Below are 16,016 nucleotides of genomic sequence, written 5' to 3' on the forward strand. Positions count from 1 at the left end.
CGCCAAATAGGACTAACTAGGCTCAGGCTCATGACCGCCGCCGCGTCCGACGCATCGGACCCCCTGGAAGCCGCCACTCAGGCCACGCGCAGCCTCCAGGGGCTGTCCACGGAGCTCACCGCCCGCGTACCGCAGCTCCTGGAGGCCATGCGCTCGGTCGGCACGGGGCTCGAACTCCACTCCACCCTCGACCGGATCTGCGAGACCGCCGCCGAACTCGCCGACGCCCGCTACGCCGCGATCGGGGTCGTCGACGACGAGGGCGAGGGACTGTCCGACTTCGTCACCTTCGGCGTCGGCGAGGACGTGGCCCGCCGGATCGGGCACCTTCCCGACGGCCACGCCGGGCTGCTCGGCGCGCTGATCCGCGACCCGCAGACCATCCGCCTCGCCGACCTGGCCACCGATCCGCGCTCGGCCGGCTTCCCGCCAGGGCATCCGCCGATGCGGAGCTTCCTCGGCGTACCCATCCGGGTCCAGGGCGAGATCTTCGGCAACCTCTACCTCGCCGAGAAGCACGGCGGCGGCGAGTTCAACGACTACGACGTCCACATGGTCAGGGTGCTCGCCACGGAGGCGGGCATCGCCATCGGCAACGCCCGCCTCTACGAGGCCGCCCGGCAGCGCGAACGGTGGATCGACGGCTCGGTCGCCGTCACCACGGCGCTGCTCTCCGGCGGCGACGCGGACGACGCCCTCACGGTCGTCGCCGAGCAGGCCCGCAGGCTCGCCGACGCGGACGCCGGCATCGTGCTCCTGCCCGCCGAGGAGGGAGGCCTGGAGATCGTCGCCGTCTCCTCGCCGCGCGCCACCAAGTCCCTGGGTGTGGTGATCCCGCCTGAGAGCGCCGTGGTGAAGCAGCTCCTGGAGGGCGAGGCGGTATTCGTTGCGGACGCCTCGACGGACCCGCGCATGATCAGTCGGCTGACCTCCGCGTACGGCCCGAGCATGATGCTGCCGCTGCAGAGCGGCGGCCGGGTCCTCGGCGCGCTCGCCACGCCCCGGGTGCGGGGCGCGCGCCCGTTCACGGAGACCGAGCGGACGCTCGCCACGCAGTTCGCCTCGCAGGCGGCGCTCGCGCTGATGATGGCGGACGCGCAGCGGGACCGGGAGCGCCTCGCCGTGTACGAGGACCGCGACCGGATCGCCCGTGACCTGCACGATCTGGTCATCCAGCGGCTCTTCGCCACCGGCATGATGCTGGAGAGCGCCCAGCGCAAGTCGATCGTGCCGGCCGTGCGCGAGGGCGTCGGCAAGGCCGTGGACGAGCTGGACGTGACCATCCAGGAGATCCGTACGGCGATCTTCGCGCTCCAGCAGGGTCCCGCCGAGGCCCCGTCGGGGCTGCGCACCCGGGTCCTGCGGGAGATCAACATGGCGGCGGTGCCGCTCGGCTTCAAGCCCGCGCACCGCTTCCTCGGCGTGATCGACTCGGCGGTCGGTGAACTCACCGGCAAGAACCTCATCGCCGCCCTGCGCGAGGCCCTCTCGAATGCCTTCCGGCACGCGGAGGCGGGCCGCATCGAGGTGGTCGTCGACGCCACGGTCACGCTGCCGGACGGCTCGGCCGGGGTGCGGCTCTCGGTCGCGGACGACGGCATCGGCATCCCGGCGGGCGGGCGGCGCAGCGGTCTGCGCAACCTGGCACGACGGGCCGAGTCGCTGGGCGGCGCGAGCTGGTGCGGGCCGGGCCTCGGGGAGGACGGCGGCGGTACGACGGTGGTGTGGGAGGCGCCGCTCTGATCCGCTCCGACGTTCTGCTCTAGACGGTGTCCTGCCGCGCGGCCAGGGCTTCCGCCACGAGCTGCTCGATGACGACGGCAACGCCGTCCTCGTTGTTGCCGACCGTCTGCCCGGAAGCGGCGGCGATCACGGCGGGGTGGGCGTTGCCCATCGCGTACGAGCGGCCGGCCCAGCTGAGCATCTCGATGTCGTTGGGCATGTCGCCGAAGGCGGCGACCTCCTCGGCGGCGATGCCGCGCTCGGCGCAGCACCGGGCCAGGGTCGAGGCCTTGGAGACGTCGAGGGCGCTGACCTCCAGGAGGGCCGTGGGGCTGGACCGGGTGAAGGAGGCCAGCTCGCCGGCGGCCTCCCTGGCCAGGGCCAGGAACGCGTCGGGATCGAGCTCGGGGTGCTGCGCGAGCAGCTTGAGCACGGGAGCCGCGGCGCCCGGCGCCTCTTCGAAGAGGAGCTTCTCGGCCGTGGCGACGGTGGCGCCCGGGTCGAGGAAGAAGGGCGGGTACTCCGGCTCGTAGTGGATGCCGGTGGTGAGCTCGACCGCGAAGGAGGTCCCGGGCGCGGCGGCGCGCAGGGCCCGGACCACGTCGAGGGCGACCGGCCGCTCCAGCGGGCGGACCTCCAGGAAGGTGCCTCCCGAGTGGAGGTCGACGACGGCGGCACCGTTGGCGCATATGGCCAGGCCGTGACCGTGGACGTGGTCGCTGACGACGTCCATCCAGCGGGCCGGGCGGCCGGTGACGAAGAAGACCTCGATACCGGCCCGCTCCGCCGAGGCGAGGGCGGCGATCGTGCGCTCGGAGACGGATTTGTCGTCGCGCAGGAGCGTGCCGTCGAGGTCGGTGGCGATCAGCCGGGTCACCGGAGCGGAAGGACGCGGGGAACGAGGAGAGGTCACCGCACCATTCTTCCGCACCGGACGCACGTGCGTGCAGGGAGCCGCACATATGAGTGAGCCGGTTTCGTCTTCCGGTGGCTTCTCCGGCTCAGTACGCGACCTCCACGACGGCGCGGTGGGCGCGGTCGTCGTCGACACGGGTCAGCAGGTAGTGGGCGAGATCGGCGCGGGAGAGGGACTTCGGCCGTTCCAGGTGGCCGTTCTCGGCCGTGCGGTAGCGGCCGGTCAGCGGGCCGTCGGTGAGCATCGGCGGCCGGACCACCGTCCATGCCGTGTCGCCGACGGACGGCGAGGCCATGAAGCTCTCCATCCGGGCCATGTCGGCGTAGCCGCGCCGGTAGAGCCGCTGGACCACGTACCGGGTGACGAGGCGCTGCGGCAGCGGCACGTCGGGGGTGATCTCCAGGCCGGCCGAGGAGAGGCAGACCATGCGGCCGACCCCGGCGGCGTGCATGGCCTCGACGATGTTTCGGGTGCCTTCCGAGTAGACGGTCGTGGGGTGCTTCCGGTCGGTGCTGCCGAGGCAGGAGAGGACGGCGTCGTGTCCGGGTACGGCCTGCCACCAGCCATCGGGTGACAGGACGTCGCCGGGCACGACGGTCAGCCGCGCCTCGGTATCCGCGACCGGCACCCGGGCGGGGCGGCGGGCCACGGCGGTCACCTGATGGCCGGCGCCGAGGGCCTGGGACAGGAGCTGCGCGCCGGTGCCGCCGGTCACGCCGAAGAGCAGGAGTTTCATGACGTCTCCGTCCCCGTCCCCGGCCCTGTCCCCGCCCCTGGCCCTGTCTCCGGCGCCGCGTCCGCGGCCTTCGCCAGTGCTTCGACGAGGGCGACCGCGACGGCACGCTGGCCGTCGAGCGTGAGGTGGATCCCGTCGTCGAGGTGCAGGCCGGCCGTGGCTTGCCGGGTGTCGACCGTGAGGTCCGGCAGCCCGAGGAGGAAGTCCGCGACACCGTCGATGTCCTCGCGCGTCCAGCCGATGCCGGCGCGGCGGAAGTGCGGGTAGGCGTCCGCTCGTTCCTGGTCCAGAGAGCTCGGGGTGAGCCAGATCCAGCGATCCTGGCCGGGGAGCACGGCATGCGTGCCCGGCCCGGTGGGACCGCTGAGATCGCCGAGGTCGTCTGTCCCGCCGAGTTCCCGCAGGGCGAGGAGATTGCGGGCGGTCTCCGCCTCGCTGACCAGCCGGGTGCCCGGTGCCCCCGCGCCGCGGCCGAGCCGCTGGGTGTCGTTCGCGCCGAGCATGCACAGCACCCAGTCGGGGCGCAGGAAGGAGAGTTGGGGCAGTTGGGCGAGGGCCTGGGTGGTGGTGAGCCCCGAGACCGCGAGGTTGACGAGGACGACGCCGTCCGGGAGGAGGTGGCGAAGGATCGAGAACCACGACAGCCGGTCGGCGGTGGTGCTCTCGCCGAGGGCCACGATCCGCTGCCCGGGCCGGAAGGGCAGCCGGTCGGCCAGGTCGGCGAAGTCGGAGTCCTTCAGGAGCTCGGCGGCGGTGGCGCGTGCCTGGTCGTCGAAGTCGCGCAGCAGCGCGCGGTAGGCATCGGTGTCCAGGCCGAAGAGGTCGGCCAACCGGGCCTCGGGTAGTTCCCCCAGGTAGCGCAGGGTCTTCTCGGGCTGCTGGAAGCGGACGAGCTTCTCGAGAATGTTCCCGGTCCTGTCCTCGGACATGTCAGAGCTCCTTGCGGGTGCGGCGGCGGGGGAGCAGGAATCCGGCGGCGATCAGCCAGCCCAGGCAGGTGAAGCGGGCCAGGGGCAGCAGCAGGGCGGCGCCGTCGAAGAGCAGGGTGAGGGTGGCCAGTTCGGCGATGGTGGCGAGGGCGAGGCCGGTGACGGCCAGGGCGCGCGGCAGCAGTCCGGCGAGGAGGCCGGGGACGGCGATGCCGGCCACGAGCAGGCCGAGCGTCGCGACGTGCCCGGGGCCGCCGGTGGCGAAGGCCAGGTACTGGAGGGCCCGGACGAGCGGCGGGAGTTCGAGGACCTCCGTGCGGGAGAGGGTCCAGCTCACCAGGCCGCAGCAGGCGAGGAACCCGGCGGCGAGGAGGCCGCCGGCGAGGGCGATGGTCGCGCCGGGGGCGCGGACGCCGAGCCGGTGCAGCCGGGCCGAGACGGTGGCGGCGTAGACGGCCAGCGGGATCGAGGCGGCGAACTGGAGGGCTCCGGAGACCTGTACGGCGTCGGAGTGGGCGCGGAAGTACGCCACGATCTCGCCGGTCTCGCCGAAGGGCGAGGGGAACGGGTCGCCGCCGGCGAGCAGGGTGCTGAGGGCGAGTCCGGCCAGGAACAGCGCGGTGAAGACCACGGCGAGCACGCCCGGGGGCGGTCCTCCTTGGGCTTCCCGGCGCTCCGCTGGTGCTCCGGTCGGGTGGTGGGTGTCGGTCCGGCTCTCTGCAGGCACGAGTCCTGTCCGTTCTCTGAGGAGAATAGTTCACTAGAGAGAATCATTCTTGTCTCGTACCATAGCCGTGTGAGTACCGACCGGCAACCAGCCGAAGATCCCGGAGCGGCCCCAGCCGCACCCCCGCGCTTCGGCGCGTTCCTGCTCGCCCAGCTCGGGGCACACGCGGCGGAGCGTTTCGGCGAACGGGTCGGCGAACTCGGCCTCGCGCCGCCGGATGTCGGCCTGCTGCGGATGATCGCCATGGACCCGGGGCGCAGCCAGCGCTCGCTCGCCGCCGACCTCGGCGTCGTACCGAGCCGGGTCGTCGCGCTCATCGACAACCTGGAGCAGAAGGGGCTCGTGGAACGGCGCCGCAGCACCGAGGACCGCCGTCATCACGAGCTGTACGTGTCCGAGGAGGGCGGCCGGGTGCTCGCACGGGTCCGGGAGGCGGCCGGCGCGCACGAGGACGACCTCTTCGCCGCTCTCGACCCGGAGGAACGGGTCGGGCTGACGGCACTCCTCGGCCGGGTCGCCGACCAGCAGGGCCTCACGCCGGGCGTCCACCCGGGCTACCGCCACCTGTCGAAGCGGTCCGGCCGACGCTGACGACCTGACCTGACCTGACCTGACCGGCCGACCTGACCGGCCGACGCTGACCGGCCGACCTGACCGGCCGACCCCGACCGGACGACCTGACCAGTCGTATGGATGTGGCCGTAAACGTCCGTTCGGTTCGGGGGTGTGCGGGGAAGACCCTCAGAAGACAGGGGAGCCGGCGGCGCTCAGGGGGTGGAGGGCATGATCTCGGGCCGGTGGTCCGACGCGTGCGAGGTCTGTGGCGCGCCGTACGGCAGCTGGATCGCGAACCTCGGCATGGCCCTCTGCGGGACCTGCGAGCGGGCCGGATCGGACCGTCCCGTACGGGAACCGGTGCTGGTGGGGGACGTACTGGCCGGCATGACCGCCGCCGTGACGATCGCGGCCCGCACCGGAAGGGCTGTACCGGACCCACGGCGTCCGTCGACCGGGACATGCGACGGGTGCGGGGCAGGGGCCGCGTGGCACCGCACGCTGCGAGGGCGCTGGGTCCTGATGGAGCCGGGGGAGCTGGCGGCCCGGGTCGTTCCGGCGGGCCGACGCTGGCGGATCGCGGGCGACGGCACGGCGGTCGCCCTCGGCTCCGCCGTACCTTCCGACACCTGCCGGATCAGCCACTTCGACGTCTGTCCGGCGCGGCCCGCCCCGGCCGACTCGCCGACTCTCCTCGCCCTGTGGCGCGGGCACGCCCGACGCCACAGGGCGAGGTGACGGCGAGGGTTCAGCCCAGCTGCGCCAGGGCCTCGGTGGCGATCTTCTCGAAGACGGCCTGGTCGGCGGCGAAGTCGGAGTCCGCGATCGGCCAGTGGATCACGATCTCGGTGAAGCCGAGGTCGCGGTGGGTGCCGGCGAAGTCGACGAACGCGTCCAGGGACTCCAGCGGACGACCGCGGTCCGGGGTGAAGCCGGTCAGCAGGATCTTGTCGAGCTCGGCCACGTTCCGGCCGGTCTCGGCGCACGCCTTGCCGAGCTTCTCGATCTGGCCGCGCAGCGCCTCCACGGACTGCTCCGGGGTGCCCTCCTCGAAGATCTTCGGGTCGCCGGTGGTCACCCACGCCTGCCCGTACCGGGCGGCCAGCCTCAGCCCGCGGGGCCCGGTCGCCGCCACCGCGAACGGCAGCCGCGGGCGCTGGACGCAGCCGGGGATGTTCCGGGCCTCCTCGGCCGAGTAGAACGTGCCCCGCTCCGTCACCGACTCCTCGGTGAGGAGCCGGTCGAGCAGCGGTACGAACTCGCCGAACCGGTCGGCCCGCTCTTTCGGCGTCCACGCCTCCTGCCCGAGGGCGGTGGCGTCGAAGCCGTTGCCGCCGGCCCCGATGCCGAGCGTGATCCGGCCTCCGGAGATGTCGTCGAGCGACATCAGGTCCTTGGCGAGGGTCACGGGGTGGCGGAAGTTCGGGGAGGTCACGAGCGTGCCCAGACGGAGCCGCTCGGTCGCCGCGGCGGCCGCGGTGAGGGTGGGCAGCGCACCGAACCACGGGCCGTCGCGGAAGGTGCGCCAGGAGAGGTGGTCGTAGGTGTACGCCGTGTGGAACCCCAGCTCCTCGGCGCGCCGCCACTTCTCGCGGCCTCCCTCGTGCCAACGGTCGGTGGGCAGGATGACGGTGCTCAGACGCAGGCTCATGGTCCCGAGCCTACGGCGGCCCGCGGGGATCAGCGGAAGTTGCGGTTCATCCAGGGGGTGAGCGAGCTAACCGGGATGAGCTCCTTGTACGTGCTGTCGCCGGGGAGGGGGACGACCAGCCAGTAGCCGGGCGGGAAGAACCGGCCCTTCACGTGGGCGAGGCCGCCGAGGACGGAGCGGAGGAAGGCGGGGACCGCGTCGCGGGGCACGTCGGCGAACTCGATGTTGTCCACGGTGATCCGGGCATCGTCCTCGGGGAAGACCTGGACGGTGAGCGAGGGGGAGCCGCCCAGCTCGACGTAGGCCTCGTGCGGGAGGGAGCCGTCCGGATCGAGGACGGTGAAGGCGCCGGAGGAGGTGCGCCGGGAGGTCTGGTCCGCGCCGATGGCGTCGGTCACCGTCATCTCCAGGTGGAACTCCTGGGCGATCGCGCGGATCGCGGTGACGGCCGCTTCGGTGGTGGGCAGATGCGGGTGTGCCATGGGGACGATCATGCCTCAGCCTCCGGCCGAGCGGGTGGGAGCGCGGTCTCAGGAGCGCGGCCTCAGGAGCGCGGCCTCTCAGGAGGTCGGGCTCACGAGGTCGGGCTCACGAGGGCAGGCGGAGGAACTCCGGCGGTACGGCGTCGGTCAGCCAGACCCCGTTGGCGCTGACGTGGAAGACATGTCCCGCCCGGTGCATGGCTCCGGCGTCGACGCTCAGCACGATCGGCCGGCCGCGGCGGGCGCCGACCCGGGTCGCGGTCTCCCGGTCGGGGGAGAGGTGCACGTGGTGGCGGGCCATGGGACGCAGCCCCTCCGCCCGGATCGCGGGAAGCCGGTCCGCGACCGTACCGTGGTAGAGGTACGCGGGCGGCTCGGCGACCGGCAGGTCCAAGTCCACCTCGACGGTGTGGCCCTGGCTCGCGCGGATGCGGGTCCCCTCGATCGCGAAGCGCTTCTTGTCGTTGGTCGCGACGACGTGGTCGAGTTCCTCGCGGGTGACGGGGAAGCCGTGGGCGGCCAGCGCCCGCAGCAGGGCGTCGATTTCGGTCCAGCCCTGCGCGTCGAGGACCAGGCCGATGCGCTCGGGTTGGTGACGCAGATGCTTCGAGAGGTACTTCGACACCTTCACCGTGCGTCGTTCGTCCATCGTTCTCCCAGGAATTGAAGCGGACATGTTTGATCCACAGCCAAAGTGGTTTATCCACAGGCCAGTTGGCGATTCTGTGGACAACGCACCTGCTATTTAAGGGGCATTGGGTAAATTAGTCGGGAATCTTGCCAGTTGCGGCAAGAGTATCCAATGTCCTTTTGTGGAGCTCTCGTTCGGTGGCGGCCATGATGAAGGCCGCGACACCCTCCGCGCCAACGAGATTCTGTACGGCCCGAATCGTTCCGACCGGCAGGGCCACCGCGCGGGGCTCGTCGTCCTTCGTCGGCGGCGCGTCCGGCGAGAGGTGGAGCTGGAGGTGCCGGGTGGCCAACAGGCGCATCGCCCGAGCCAGTTCGGCGTCGACCGTCTGCTGGGCGAGCGGCCGGAGCCGGCGCACCATCGTCGCCGCCTCGGCCGCGTCCGCGTCCGTCGGGGGCCGGTGCTCCAGATAGCGCGCGAAGACGTGCTCGGTCGTGAACTCCAGGAAACGGGACGCTATGTGCTCGACCTGGTCGCGAAGCTCCCTCAGGTGCCCGGTGATTGCCGGGAGCGGCACCCCCGCCGCGTACAACTCGACGGCCACGGCGAGCTCTTGCGGGCTCGGTACGAGGTACTCCTCCGCCTCCCGGTCCGGCAGCCGCTCCAGTACGCCGAGCTCGACGGCCTCCCGGATGGCGTCCTCGTCCGGTGTGCCGCCGAAGCGGGCGTCCAGCTCCGCGCGGGAGATCCGGTCCGCCTCCTCGTCCGTCCACGGACCGTGGACCTCCGCGACCAGGCCGAGCACCCCGCCGAGGCCCCGCCCCGTGTCCCAGGCCTCCAGGAGCTCCTTGATCGAGGCCAGGGTGTAGCCGCGGTCGAGGAGGTCGGCGATCTGCCGCAGCCGGGCGAGGTGCGCGTCCCCGTACACGTTGGACCTGCCGCGCCGCTCGGGGCGGGGCAGCAGACCGCGGTCCTGGTAGGCGCGGATCGTCCGGACCGTGGCCCCGCTGTGATGCGCGAGATCCTCGATCCGGTACTCCGGCTGTGCTGACTGCTCGGACAAGACCGCTCCCACCGCCCGCTTTCTCGCACCCCGTCGCCGACGGGGCCCCTCCTGGGAGGGATCGTACGACCGCCTGCCCTCCCCCGGTCCCTCCGCGTCCGCCGTTCCCTCCGCATCCGGCGGACGCGGAGGGAACGACCGGCCTACGCGGGCGGCTGCCAGCGGGCGAACGCCCGCAGCGCGCCCGGGCTCAGCCGGGACAGGGCGTGGATGCCCCGGGCCTCGGGGGTCACCGGGACGACGGCCCGGTCGTGCAGGACCGCCCCCAGGATCGCGTCCGCGACCTTCTCCGGCGGGTAGTTCCGCAGACCGTAGAGCCGGGACGCCTTCTTCTGGCGCCGCTTCTCCTCCGATGCGTCCGTGACCCCCGCGAACCGCGTCGTCGCGGTGATGTTGGTGTTGACGATGCCGGGGCAGATCGCGGACACCCCGATGCCCTGGTCGGCCAGTTCGGCGCGCAGGCACTCGCTGAGCATCAGCACGGCCGCCTTCGACGTGCTGTACGCGGGCAGGGCCCGGGAGGGCTGGAAAGCCGCGGCGGAGGCGGTGTTCACGATGTGACCGCCCTGGCCGCGCGCGGTCATCTGCGCGCCGAAGATCCGGCACCCGTGGATGACGCCCCACAGATTGACGTCCAGGACCCGCTTCCACTCCTCGCTGGTCGTCTCGAAGAAGGAGCCGGTGAGCCCGATGCCCGCGTTGTTGACCAGGACGTCGACGATTCCGTACTCGCTCGCCACCTTCGCGGCCAGCTTCTCCATCGCCTGCTCGTCGGCGACGTCGGCGGTCTCGCCCCAGGCCTCGGGGGCGCCGATCAGCCGGGCCATCTCGGCCGTGCGGCCCGCGCCCTCGGCGTCCCGGTCGACGGCGACGACCCGGGCGCCGGCCTCCGCGAACGCGAAGGCGGTGGCCCGCCCGATGCCACTGGCCGCCCCGGTCACCAGGACCAACTGCCCGCCGAACCGCTCCGCGTACTCCGGCCTCACCCTGCTCTTCGCCGCCGTCGCCGCGACCGGCTTCGGTGCCTTGGTCGCCGGGTCCTCGTTGGCCCGGACGAAGTCCGCTATCCAGGCCGAGAGTTGGTCGGGCCGGGTGCGCGGCACCCAGTGCTTGGCGGGCAGGGTGCGTCGGGTCAGGTCCGGCACCCAGGTGCCCAGGTCGTCGTAGAGCCGCTCGGAGAGGAAGGCGTCACCGGTCGGCGTGATCAGCTGCACGGGCGCGTGCGCGTACGCGTCGGGGCGCGGCCTGCCGAGCCGGGCTCGGACGTTGTCCCGGTAGAGCCAGGCGCCGTGGGCCGCGTCGCTCGGCAGCGAGGGCGTCGGGTAGTCGCCGGCCGGGACCTTCTCGACGCGCTCCAGGATCTTCGGCCAGCGCTTGCCGAGCGGCCCGCGCCAGGCGAGCTCCGGCAGCACGGGCGTGTGCAGCATGTACACGTACCAGGACTTGGCGCCCTGGCCGAGGAGCTGGCCGACCCGGCGGGGGGTGGGCCGGGCCATGCGCTGCTTGATCCAGTGCCCGAAGTGGTCGAGGCTCGGCCCCGACATCGAGGTGAAGGAGGCGATCCGCCCCTCGGTGCGCGCGACGGTGGCGAACTCCCAGGACTGCACCGAGCCCCAGTCGTGGCCGACGAGGTGGACGGGGCGGTCCGGGCTGACGGCGTCGGCGACCGCGAGGAAGTCGTCCGTCAGCTTCTCCAGGGTGAAGCCGCCGCGCAGCGGGGCCGGAGCCGTCGACCGGCCGTGGCCCCGGATGTCGTACAGCACCACGTGGAACTCCTCGGCCAGCCGGGCCGCGACCTCCGACCAGACCTCCTTGGAGTCCGGGTAGCCGTGCACGAGCAGTACGGTCGGCCGCCCCGTGTCGCCGAGCTCGGCGACACAAAGCTCGACCCCGCCCGTACGGACCCACCGCTCCCGCGCGCCCTTGAGCCCCACGCCCTGCCTCACGCCCTGTCCCGCACCCTCGGGCCCCGCGCCCTTGAGCCCTGCCATCAGACCGCCCCCTCGTTCCAGCGCCGCACGTGCGGCAGATCGTCGTCCAGCCAGAACGCGCTCTGCTCGGGATCCTTCGAGTCGGTGACGACCAGGATCTCCTCGAACTTCGCGCCCGTCCCCCGGAATCCGAGGTGCGGCTCGACCGCCCACAGCCCGGGCACGGGCGGGTGGTCGGAGAATGTGTACGGCGACCAGAGCGGCGACCAGCCGTCCCGGTGGCCGTGGACCGCGTCGCTCGCCAGGCCCTTGAGCGCCTGCGTGCCGAAGCCGAAGAGCGTCGGCGACCAGCGGCGCTCCTTCACCCGGTCGATCTTGTGGGCGATGACGCCGAAGGGATAGGCCCGGTGCCGGTTCGCGTACCCCTGGCGGACCATGAGCCGGTCCACGTCCTCGTATATCTCGCGCAGCGTGCGGCGCTCGCGGACCTCGCGCAGGATCAGCTCGCGGTGGTCGCGGAGGTCGGCGAGCAGCTTGTCGTGCAGGGGGTTGAGGCCCAGGCAGCCGCTGTAGCCGATGTCGGCCGTGTGTCCCTTGTAGACCGGCGCCATGTCGAGGATGAACGGCATCCCCGCCTCCAGGCGCCGGTTCGTCGGGAAGAACTGCAGGGGGATCTTGAAGTCCACGAAGGCCGTGCGGTCCCCGAACCAGGCGAACGGCCGGTGGAACCAGTCCCGCACCCCGCGCTCGTACAGCCACTCGCGCTGCATCCGGGCCGCCTCGCGCTCGGTCACCCCCGGCTTGAGCTGCGCCGCGACGGCTTCCGCGCACTCGTACGAGAGCCGCTGTACTTCCCTGAACCCCCGCAGCTCCGCGGAGAGTTCGCCTTTCACTGCTGAGGCCATGCCATCCGCCGTCCCGTGTGAGCGCCCGATCGCACTACGCGTCCGTAACTTGACACCGATGAATGTGACAATGCCCGACGGCTGAGTCAAGGGGTCGGACGCGGGCCTGTGGAAAAAGACTTTCGTCTCGACCCCCCTACTGGCTTGTACTCCTCTAGTCGGAGAAGGATCCAGCCGTTGGGCTGACGACTGCTGTGGCGCACGCCACTACCGTCGTACTCGTGACTGTGATCGCGACCGAAAGCCTCAGCAAGCGGTTCCCCCGGGTGACCGCTCTCGACCGGCTCTCCCTGGACATCGGGCCCGGTGTGACCGGACTGGTGGGTGCCAACGGAGCCGGCAAGTCCACCATGATCAAAATCCTGCTCGGACTCTCCCCCGCCACGGAGGGCCGCGCCGAGGTGCTCGGCCTCGACGTCAGCACCTCCGGCGCCCGGATCCGCGAGCAGGTCGGCTACATGCCGGAGCACGACTGCCTGCCCCCGGACGTCTCGGCCACCGAGTTCGTCGTCCACATGGCGCGGATGTCGGGCCTGCCCGCGACCGCCGCCCGGGAGCGGACCGCCGACACCCTCCGCCACGTCGGCCTGTACGAGGAGCGGTACCGCCCGATAGGCGGCTACTCGACGGGCATGAAGCAGCGGGTGAAGCTCGCGCAGGCCCTCGTCCACGACCCGAAGCTGGTCCTCCTCGACGAGCCGACCAACGGCCTCGACCCGGTCGGCCGCGACGAGATGCTCGGACTGATCCGCCGCGTCTGGACCGACTTCGGCATCTCCGTCCTCGTGACCTCGCATCTCCTCGGCGAGCTGGAGCGCACCTGCGACCACGTCGTCGTCATCGACGGCGGGCAGCTGCTCCGCTCCAGCTCCACCAGCGACTTCACCCGGACCACGACGACGCTCGCGGTCGAGGTCACCGACTCCGACAGCCACCCCGACGGCACGGGGGCGCTCCGCGCGGCCCTCACCGAAGCCGGCGTCGTCCTCCACGCGGGTGTGGAGGAAGGCCTGCCCGGCGCCGGTCACATCCTGCTCCTGGAGGCGGCCGGCGAGGAGACGTACGACCTCGTGCGGGACACCGTCGCCGGTCTCGGCCTCGGTCTCGTCCGCATGGAGCAGCGCCGTCACCACATCGCCGAGGTCTTCCGGCCCGAGACGCCCCCGCGGCACGAGGAGGTGCCGGCCCGATGAGCACCCAGCTGCCCCACCCCTCCCAGGCCGCTCCCGACACGACGCAGATCCACAACATCGGCTACCGGTCCTACGACGGCCCGCGCCTCGGCCGGGCCTACGCGCGCCGGTCGCTCTTCTCGCAGTCCCTGCGCGGTGCCTACGGCCTCGGCCGCAGCGCCAAGTCGAAGGTGCTGCCGATGATCCTCTTCGCCGTGATGTGCGTCCCGGCGCTGATCCTCGTCGCGGTCGCCGTCGTCGGGAAGCAGTCCAAGCTCTCGATCGAGTACACGCAGTACGCGCTCTACCTCCAGGTCGTCATCAGCATCTACCTGGCCTCGCAGGCGCCCCAGTCCGTCTCCCGGGACCTCCGGTTCCGGACGGTGCCGCTGTACTTCTCCCGCCCGATCGAGCGCGCGGACTACGTCCTCGCCAAGTTCGGCGCGATGGCCTCGGCGCTCTTCATCCTCACCGCCTCGCCGCTGCTGATCCTCTGGATCGGCTCGCTGCTGGCCAAGATGGACTTCGCCGAGCAGACCAAGATGTTCGGACAGGGGCTCGTCTCCGTGGCGCTGCTCTCGGTGCTCTTCGGCGGCATAGGCCTCGTCATGGCGGCCCTCACCCCGCGCCGGGGCTTCGGAGTCGCCGCGGTGATCGCCGTCCTGACGGTGTCGTACGGCGCGGTCTCCACGCTCATGGGCATCGCCTTCGCGACGGACAACGGGGGCGCCATCCAGTGGATCGGCCTCTTCTCGCCGATGACCCTCATCGACGGCGTGCAGAGCGCCTTCCTCGGCGCGCCCCCCGGCTTCCCCGAGCTCGGTGGCCCGAGCACCGGCGTCGGCGTGGTCTACGTGCTGGTCGTCCTCGCGCTCATCGCCGGCTCGTACGGCATCCTGATGCGCCGCTACCGAAAGGTCGGGCTGTGACCACCCTCCACATCGACCACGTCTCCCGCTGGTTCGGAAACGTCGTGGCCGTGAACGACGTCACCATGTCGGTGGCCCCGGGTGTCACCGGCCTCCTCGGGCCGAACGGCGCCGGGAAGTCCACCCTGATCAACATGATGGGCGGCTTCCTCGACCCCTCCACCGGCAGCGTCACGCTCGACGGCCAGAAGATCTGGGGGAACGAGTCCGTCTACCGCCAGATCGGTGTCGTCCCCGAGCGGGAGGCGATGTACGACTTCCTCACCGGCCGCGAGTTCGTCGTGGCCAACGCGGAACTGCAGGGCCTCGGCGACAAGGAGGCCCAGGCGGCGCTCGCCACGGTCGAGATGGAGTACGCCCAGGACCGCAAGATCTCCACGTACAGCAAGGGCATGCGGCAGCGCGTGAAGATGGCCTCGGCCCTCGTGCACCAGCCGTCCGTGCTCCTCCTGGACGAGCCGTTCAACGGCATGGACCCGCGCCAGCGCATGCAGCTGATGGACCTGCTGCGGCGGATGGGCGCGGAGGGCCGCACGGTCCTCTTCTCCTCGCACATCCTGGAGGAGGTCGAGCAGCTCGCCTCCCACATCGAGGTGATCGTGGCCGGGCGGCACGCGGCCTCCGGCGACTTCCGCAAGATCCGCCGGCTCATGACGGACCGGCCGCACCGCTATCTCGTCCGCTCCAGCGACGACCGGGCGCTGGCCGCCGCGCTGATCGCCGACCCGTCCACGGCGGGGATCGAGGTCGACCAGGTGGACGGCGGACTGCGCGTCCAGGCGGTGGACTTCGGGCGGTTCACGGAGCTGCTGCCCAGGGTCGCGAAGGACCGGGGCATCCGCCTCCTGACGGTCTCGCCCTCGGACGAGTCCCTCGAATCGGTCTTCTCGTATCTCGTCGCGGCCTGAAAGGAGCCTGACCGATGTACAACCCCACAGTCGCCCGGCTCACCTACCGGGCCCTCCTCGGCCGCCGGCGGGCGCTGATCCTCTTCCTGCTGCCCGCCCTGCTGGTGCTCATCGCCGCGGCCGTGCGCGCCTTCAACGGCGCGGACGACCAGGTCGCCGCCGACGTCCTGGGCGGCTTCGCGCTGGCCACGATGGTGCCGCTGATCGGCGTGATCGCCGGTACGGGCGCGATAGGGCCGGAGATCGACGACGGCTCGATCGTCTATCTGCTGTCCAAGCCGGTGAAGCGGTCCTCGATCATCTTCACGAAGCTCATCGTGGCGATCGCCGTGACCATGGTCTTCTCGGCGGTGCCGACGCTGATCGCCGGCTTCGTCCTCAACGGCAACGGCCAGCAGGTGGCCGTCGCGTACACGGTGGCGGCCCTGGTGGCCTCCATCGCCTACAGCGCGCTGTTCCTGCTGCTCGGCACGGTCAGCCGGCACGCGGTGGTCATCGGCCTCGTCTACGCGCTGGTCTGGGAGACCCTCTTCGGCTCCCTGATCTCCGGCGCGAAGACCCTGAGCGTCCAGCAGTGGTCGCTCGCCCTCGCGGAGAAGGTCACCGGCGACAGTCTGATCGACTCCGAGGTCGGACTCACCACGGCGACCGTGCTCCTCGTGGCGGTCACGGTCGTGGCGACCTGGTTCGCCGGCTACAAGCTGCGGACGCTGACCCTGGCGGGCGAGGAGTAGGCCCAGGGCCGGGACGACACGGCGG

At 71.7% G+C, this 16,016-nt stretch carries 17 protein-coding genes; 7 read left to right on the plus strand and 10 right to left on the minus strand.

The annotated features are described in order from the left end of the window. The first annotated feature begins 30 nt into the window (after positions 1-30). The gene (locus ASC82_RS28190) at positions 31-1,743 is read left to right on the plus strand and encodes a GAF domain-containing protein (RefSeq protein WP_056653783.1); all 1,713 of its coding nucleotides are present in this window, start codon (positions 31-33) and stop codon (positions 1,741-1,743) included. A gap of 19 nt (positions 1,744-1,762) precedes the next feature. Here the strand turns inward: ASC82_RS28190 and ASC82_RS28195 are convergent, their stop codons facing one another. From ASC82_RS28195 to ASC82_RS28210, 4 genes are all read right to left on the minus strand, one after another. Then, positions 1,763-2,635, minus strand: a complete 873-nt coding sequence (locus ASC82_RS28195) for a Cof-type HAD-IIB family hydrolase (RefSeq protein ID WP_056653786.1) — start codon at positions 2,633-2,635, stop codon at positions 1,763-1,765. Positions 2,636-2,723: 88 nt separating this feature from the next. Further along, positions 2,724-3,374: an NAD(P)H-binding protein gene (locus ASC82_RS28200; RefSeq protein WP_056653789.1), complete on the minus strand. Its 651-nt coding sequence runs from the start codon at positions 3,372-3,374 to the stop codon at positions 2,724-2,726. Next, positions 3,371-4,303: a GDSL-type esterase/lipase family protein gene (locus ASC82_RS28205; protein WP_056653791.1), complete on the minus strand. Its 933-nt coding sequence runs from the start codon at positions 4,301-4,303 to the stop codon at positions 3,371-3,373. The genes ASC82_RS28200 and ASC82_RS28205 overlap by 4 nt, the downstream gene beginning before the upstream one ends. A gap of 1 nt (position 4,304) precedes the next feature. Further along, complete coding sequence (locus ASC82_RS28210; protein ID WP_199862623.1) at positions 4,305-4,943, minus strand: hypothetical protein; 639 nt, start codon at positions 4,941-4,943, stop codon at positions 4,305-4,307. 156 nt (positions 4,944-5,099) lie between these two features. Between ASC82_RS28210 and ASC82_RS28215 the strand changes: the two genes are divergently transcribed. Both ASC82_RS28215 and ASC82_RS28220 read left to right on the plus strand, forming a co-directional pair. Next, the gene (locus ASC82_RS28215; protein ID WP_056653794.1) at positions 5,100-5,621 is read left to right on the plus strand and encodes a MarR family transcriptional regulator; all 522 of its coding nucleotides are present in this window, start codon (positions 5,100-5,102) and stop codon (positions 5,619-5,621) included. Between the two features lie 192 nt (positions 5,622-5,813). Then, positions 5,814-6,323: a DUF6083 domain-containing protein gene (locus tag ASC82_RS28220; protein WP_242427809.1), complete on the plus strand. Its 510-nt coding sequence runs from the start codon at positions 5,814-5,816 to the stop codon at positions 6,321-6,323. A gap of 10 nt (positions 6,324-6,333) precedes the next feature. Here ASC82_RS28220 and ASC82_RS28225 read toward each other — a convergent pair whose 3' ends face one another. The 6 genes from ASC82_RS28225 to ASC82_RS28250 form a co-directional block, all read right to left on the minus strand. After that, positions 6,334-7,236 (minus strand): LLM class flavin-dependent oxidoreductase, encoded by a 903-nt coding sequence (locus ASC82_RS28225; RefSeq protein ID WP_056653797.1) that lies wholly within the window; start codon positions 7,234-7,236, stop codon positions 6,334-6,336. 29 nt (positions 7,237-7,265) lie between these two features. Then, a complete protein-coding gene (locus ASC82_RS28230) occupies positions 7,266-7,718 on the minus strand; it encodes a hypothetical protein (RefSeq protein WP_056654375.1) in 453 nt (150 codons plus the stop codon). A gap of 106 nt (positions 7,719-7,824) precedes the next feature. Continuing rightward, positions 7,825-8,367, minus strand: a complete 543-nt coding sequence (locus ASC82_RS28235; RefSeq protein WP_056653801.1) for an RNA 2'-phosphotransferase — start codon at positions 8,365-8,367, stop codon at positions 7,825-7,827. Positions 8,368-8,482: 115 nt separating this feature from the next. Continuing rightward, complete coding sequence (locus ASC82_RS28240) at positions 8,483-9,412, minus strand: MerR family transcriptional regulator (RefSeq protein ID WP_056654378.1); 930 nt, start codon at positions 9,410-9,412, stop codon at positions 8,483-8,485. 143 nt (positions 9,413-9,555) lie between these two features. Next, positions 9,556-11,346 carry an SDR family oxidoreductase gene (locus tag ASC82_RS28245; protein ID WP_056653804.1) on the minus strand — a complete coding sequence of 597 codons (1,791 nt, stop codon included), beginning with the start codon at positions 11,344-11,346 and terminating at the stop codon, positions 9,556-9,558. Positions 11,347-11,402: 56 nt separating this feature from the next. Then, a complete protein-coding gene (locus tag ASC82_RS28250) occupies positions 11,403-12,248 on the minus strand; it encodes a M24 family metallopeptidase (RefSeq protein WP_024760468.1) in 846 nt (281 codons plus the stop codon). Positions 12,249-12,475: 227 nt separating this feature from the next. Here ASC82_RS28250 and ASC82_RS28255 point away from each other — a divergent pair, with 227 nt between their 5' ends. The 4 genes from ASC82_RS28255 to ASC82_RS28270 are packed head-to-tail and all read left to right on the plus strand — an operon-like array spanning position 12,476 to position 15,991. Further along, positions 12,476-13,441, plus strand: a complete 966-nt coding sequence (locus tag ASC82_RS28255; RefSeq protein ID WP_056654381.1) for an ABC transporter ATP-binding protein — start codon at positions 12,476-12,478, stop codon at positions 13,439-13,441. Then, positions 13,438-14,349, plus strand: a complete 912-nt coding sequence (locus tag ASC82_RS28260) for an ABC transporter permease subunit (RefSeq protein WP_024760470.1) — start codon at positions 13,438-13,440, stop codon at positions 14,347-14,349. Before ASC82_RS28255 ends, ASC82_RS28260 begins: the two co-directional genes overlap by 4 nt. Continuing rightward, the gene (locus tag ASC82_RS28265; RefSeq protein WP_056653807.1) at positions 14,346-15,257 is read left to right on the plus strand and encodes an ABC transporter ATP-binding protein; all 912 of its coding nucleotides are present in this window, start codon (positions 14,346-14,348) and stop codon (positions 15,255-15,257) included. Before ASC82_RS28260 ends, ASC82_RS28265 begins: the two co-directional genes overlap by 4 nt. Before the next feature lie 14 nt (positions 15,258-15,271). Then, positions 15,272-15,991, plus strand: a complete 720-nt coding sequence (locus tag ASC82_RS28270; protein WP_056653810.1) for an ABC transporter permease — start codon at positions 15,272-15,274, stop codon at positions 15,989-15,991. Positions 15,992-16,016: the final 25 nt, after the last annotated feature.

The sequence above is a fragment of the Streptomyces sp. Root431 genome (genome assembly GCF_001426585.1).
Classification (GTDB): Bacteria; Actinomycetota; Actinomycetes; order Streptomycetales; family Streptomycetaceae; genus Streptomyces; species Streptomyces stackebrandtii.

Coding starts and splice junctions, on each gene's coding strand:
- ASC82_RS28190 (WP_056653783.1), top strand. CDS start 31: ATGACCGCCGCCGCGTCCGACGCATCGGACCCCCTGGAAGCCGCCACT.
- ASC82_RS28200 (WP_056653789.1), bottom strand. CDS start 3,374: ATGAAACTCCTGCTCTTCGGCGTGACCGGCGGCACCGGCGCGCAGCTC.
- ASC82_RS28205 (WP_056653791.1), bottom strand. CDS start 4,303: ATGTCCGAGGACAGGACCGGGAACATTCTCGAGAAGCTCGTCCGCTTC.
- ASC82_RS28220 (WP_242427809.1), top strand. CDS start 5,814: ATGATCTCGGGCCGGTGGTCCGACGCGTGCGAGGTCTGTGGCGCGCCG.
- ASC82_RS28225 (WP_056653797.1), bottom strand. CDS start 7,236: ATGAGCCTGCGTCTGAGCACCGTCATCCTGCCCACCGACCGTTGGCAC.
- ASC82_RS28230 (WP_056654375.1), bottom strand. CDS start 7,718: ATGGCACACCCGCATCTGCCCACCACCGAAGCGGCCGTCACCGCGATC.
- ASC82_RS28235 (WP_056653801.1), bottom strand. CDS start 8,367: ATGGACGAACGACGCACGGTGAAGGTGTCGAAGTACCTCTCGAAGCAT.
- ASC82_RS28250 (WP_024760468.1), bottom strand. CDS start 12,248: ATGGCCTCAGCAGTGAAAGGCGAACTCTCCGCGGAGCTGCGGGGGTTC.
- ASC82_RS28260 (WP_024760470.1), top strand. CDS start 13,438: ATGAGCACCCAGCTGCCCCACCCCTCCCAGGCCGCTCCCGACACGACG.
- ASC82_RS28270 (WP_056653810.1), top strand. CDS start 15,272: ATGTACAACCCCACAGTCGCCCGGCTCACCTACCGGGCCCTCCTCGGC.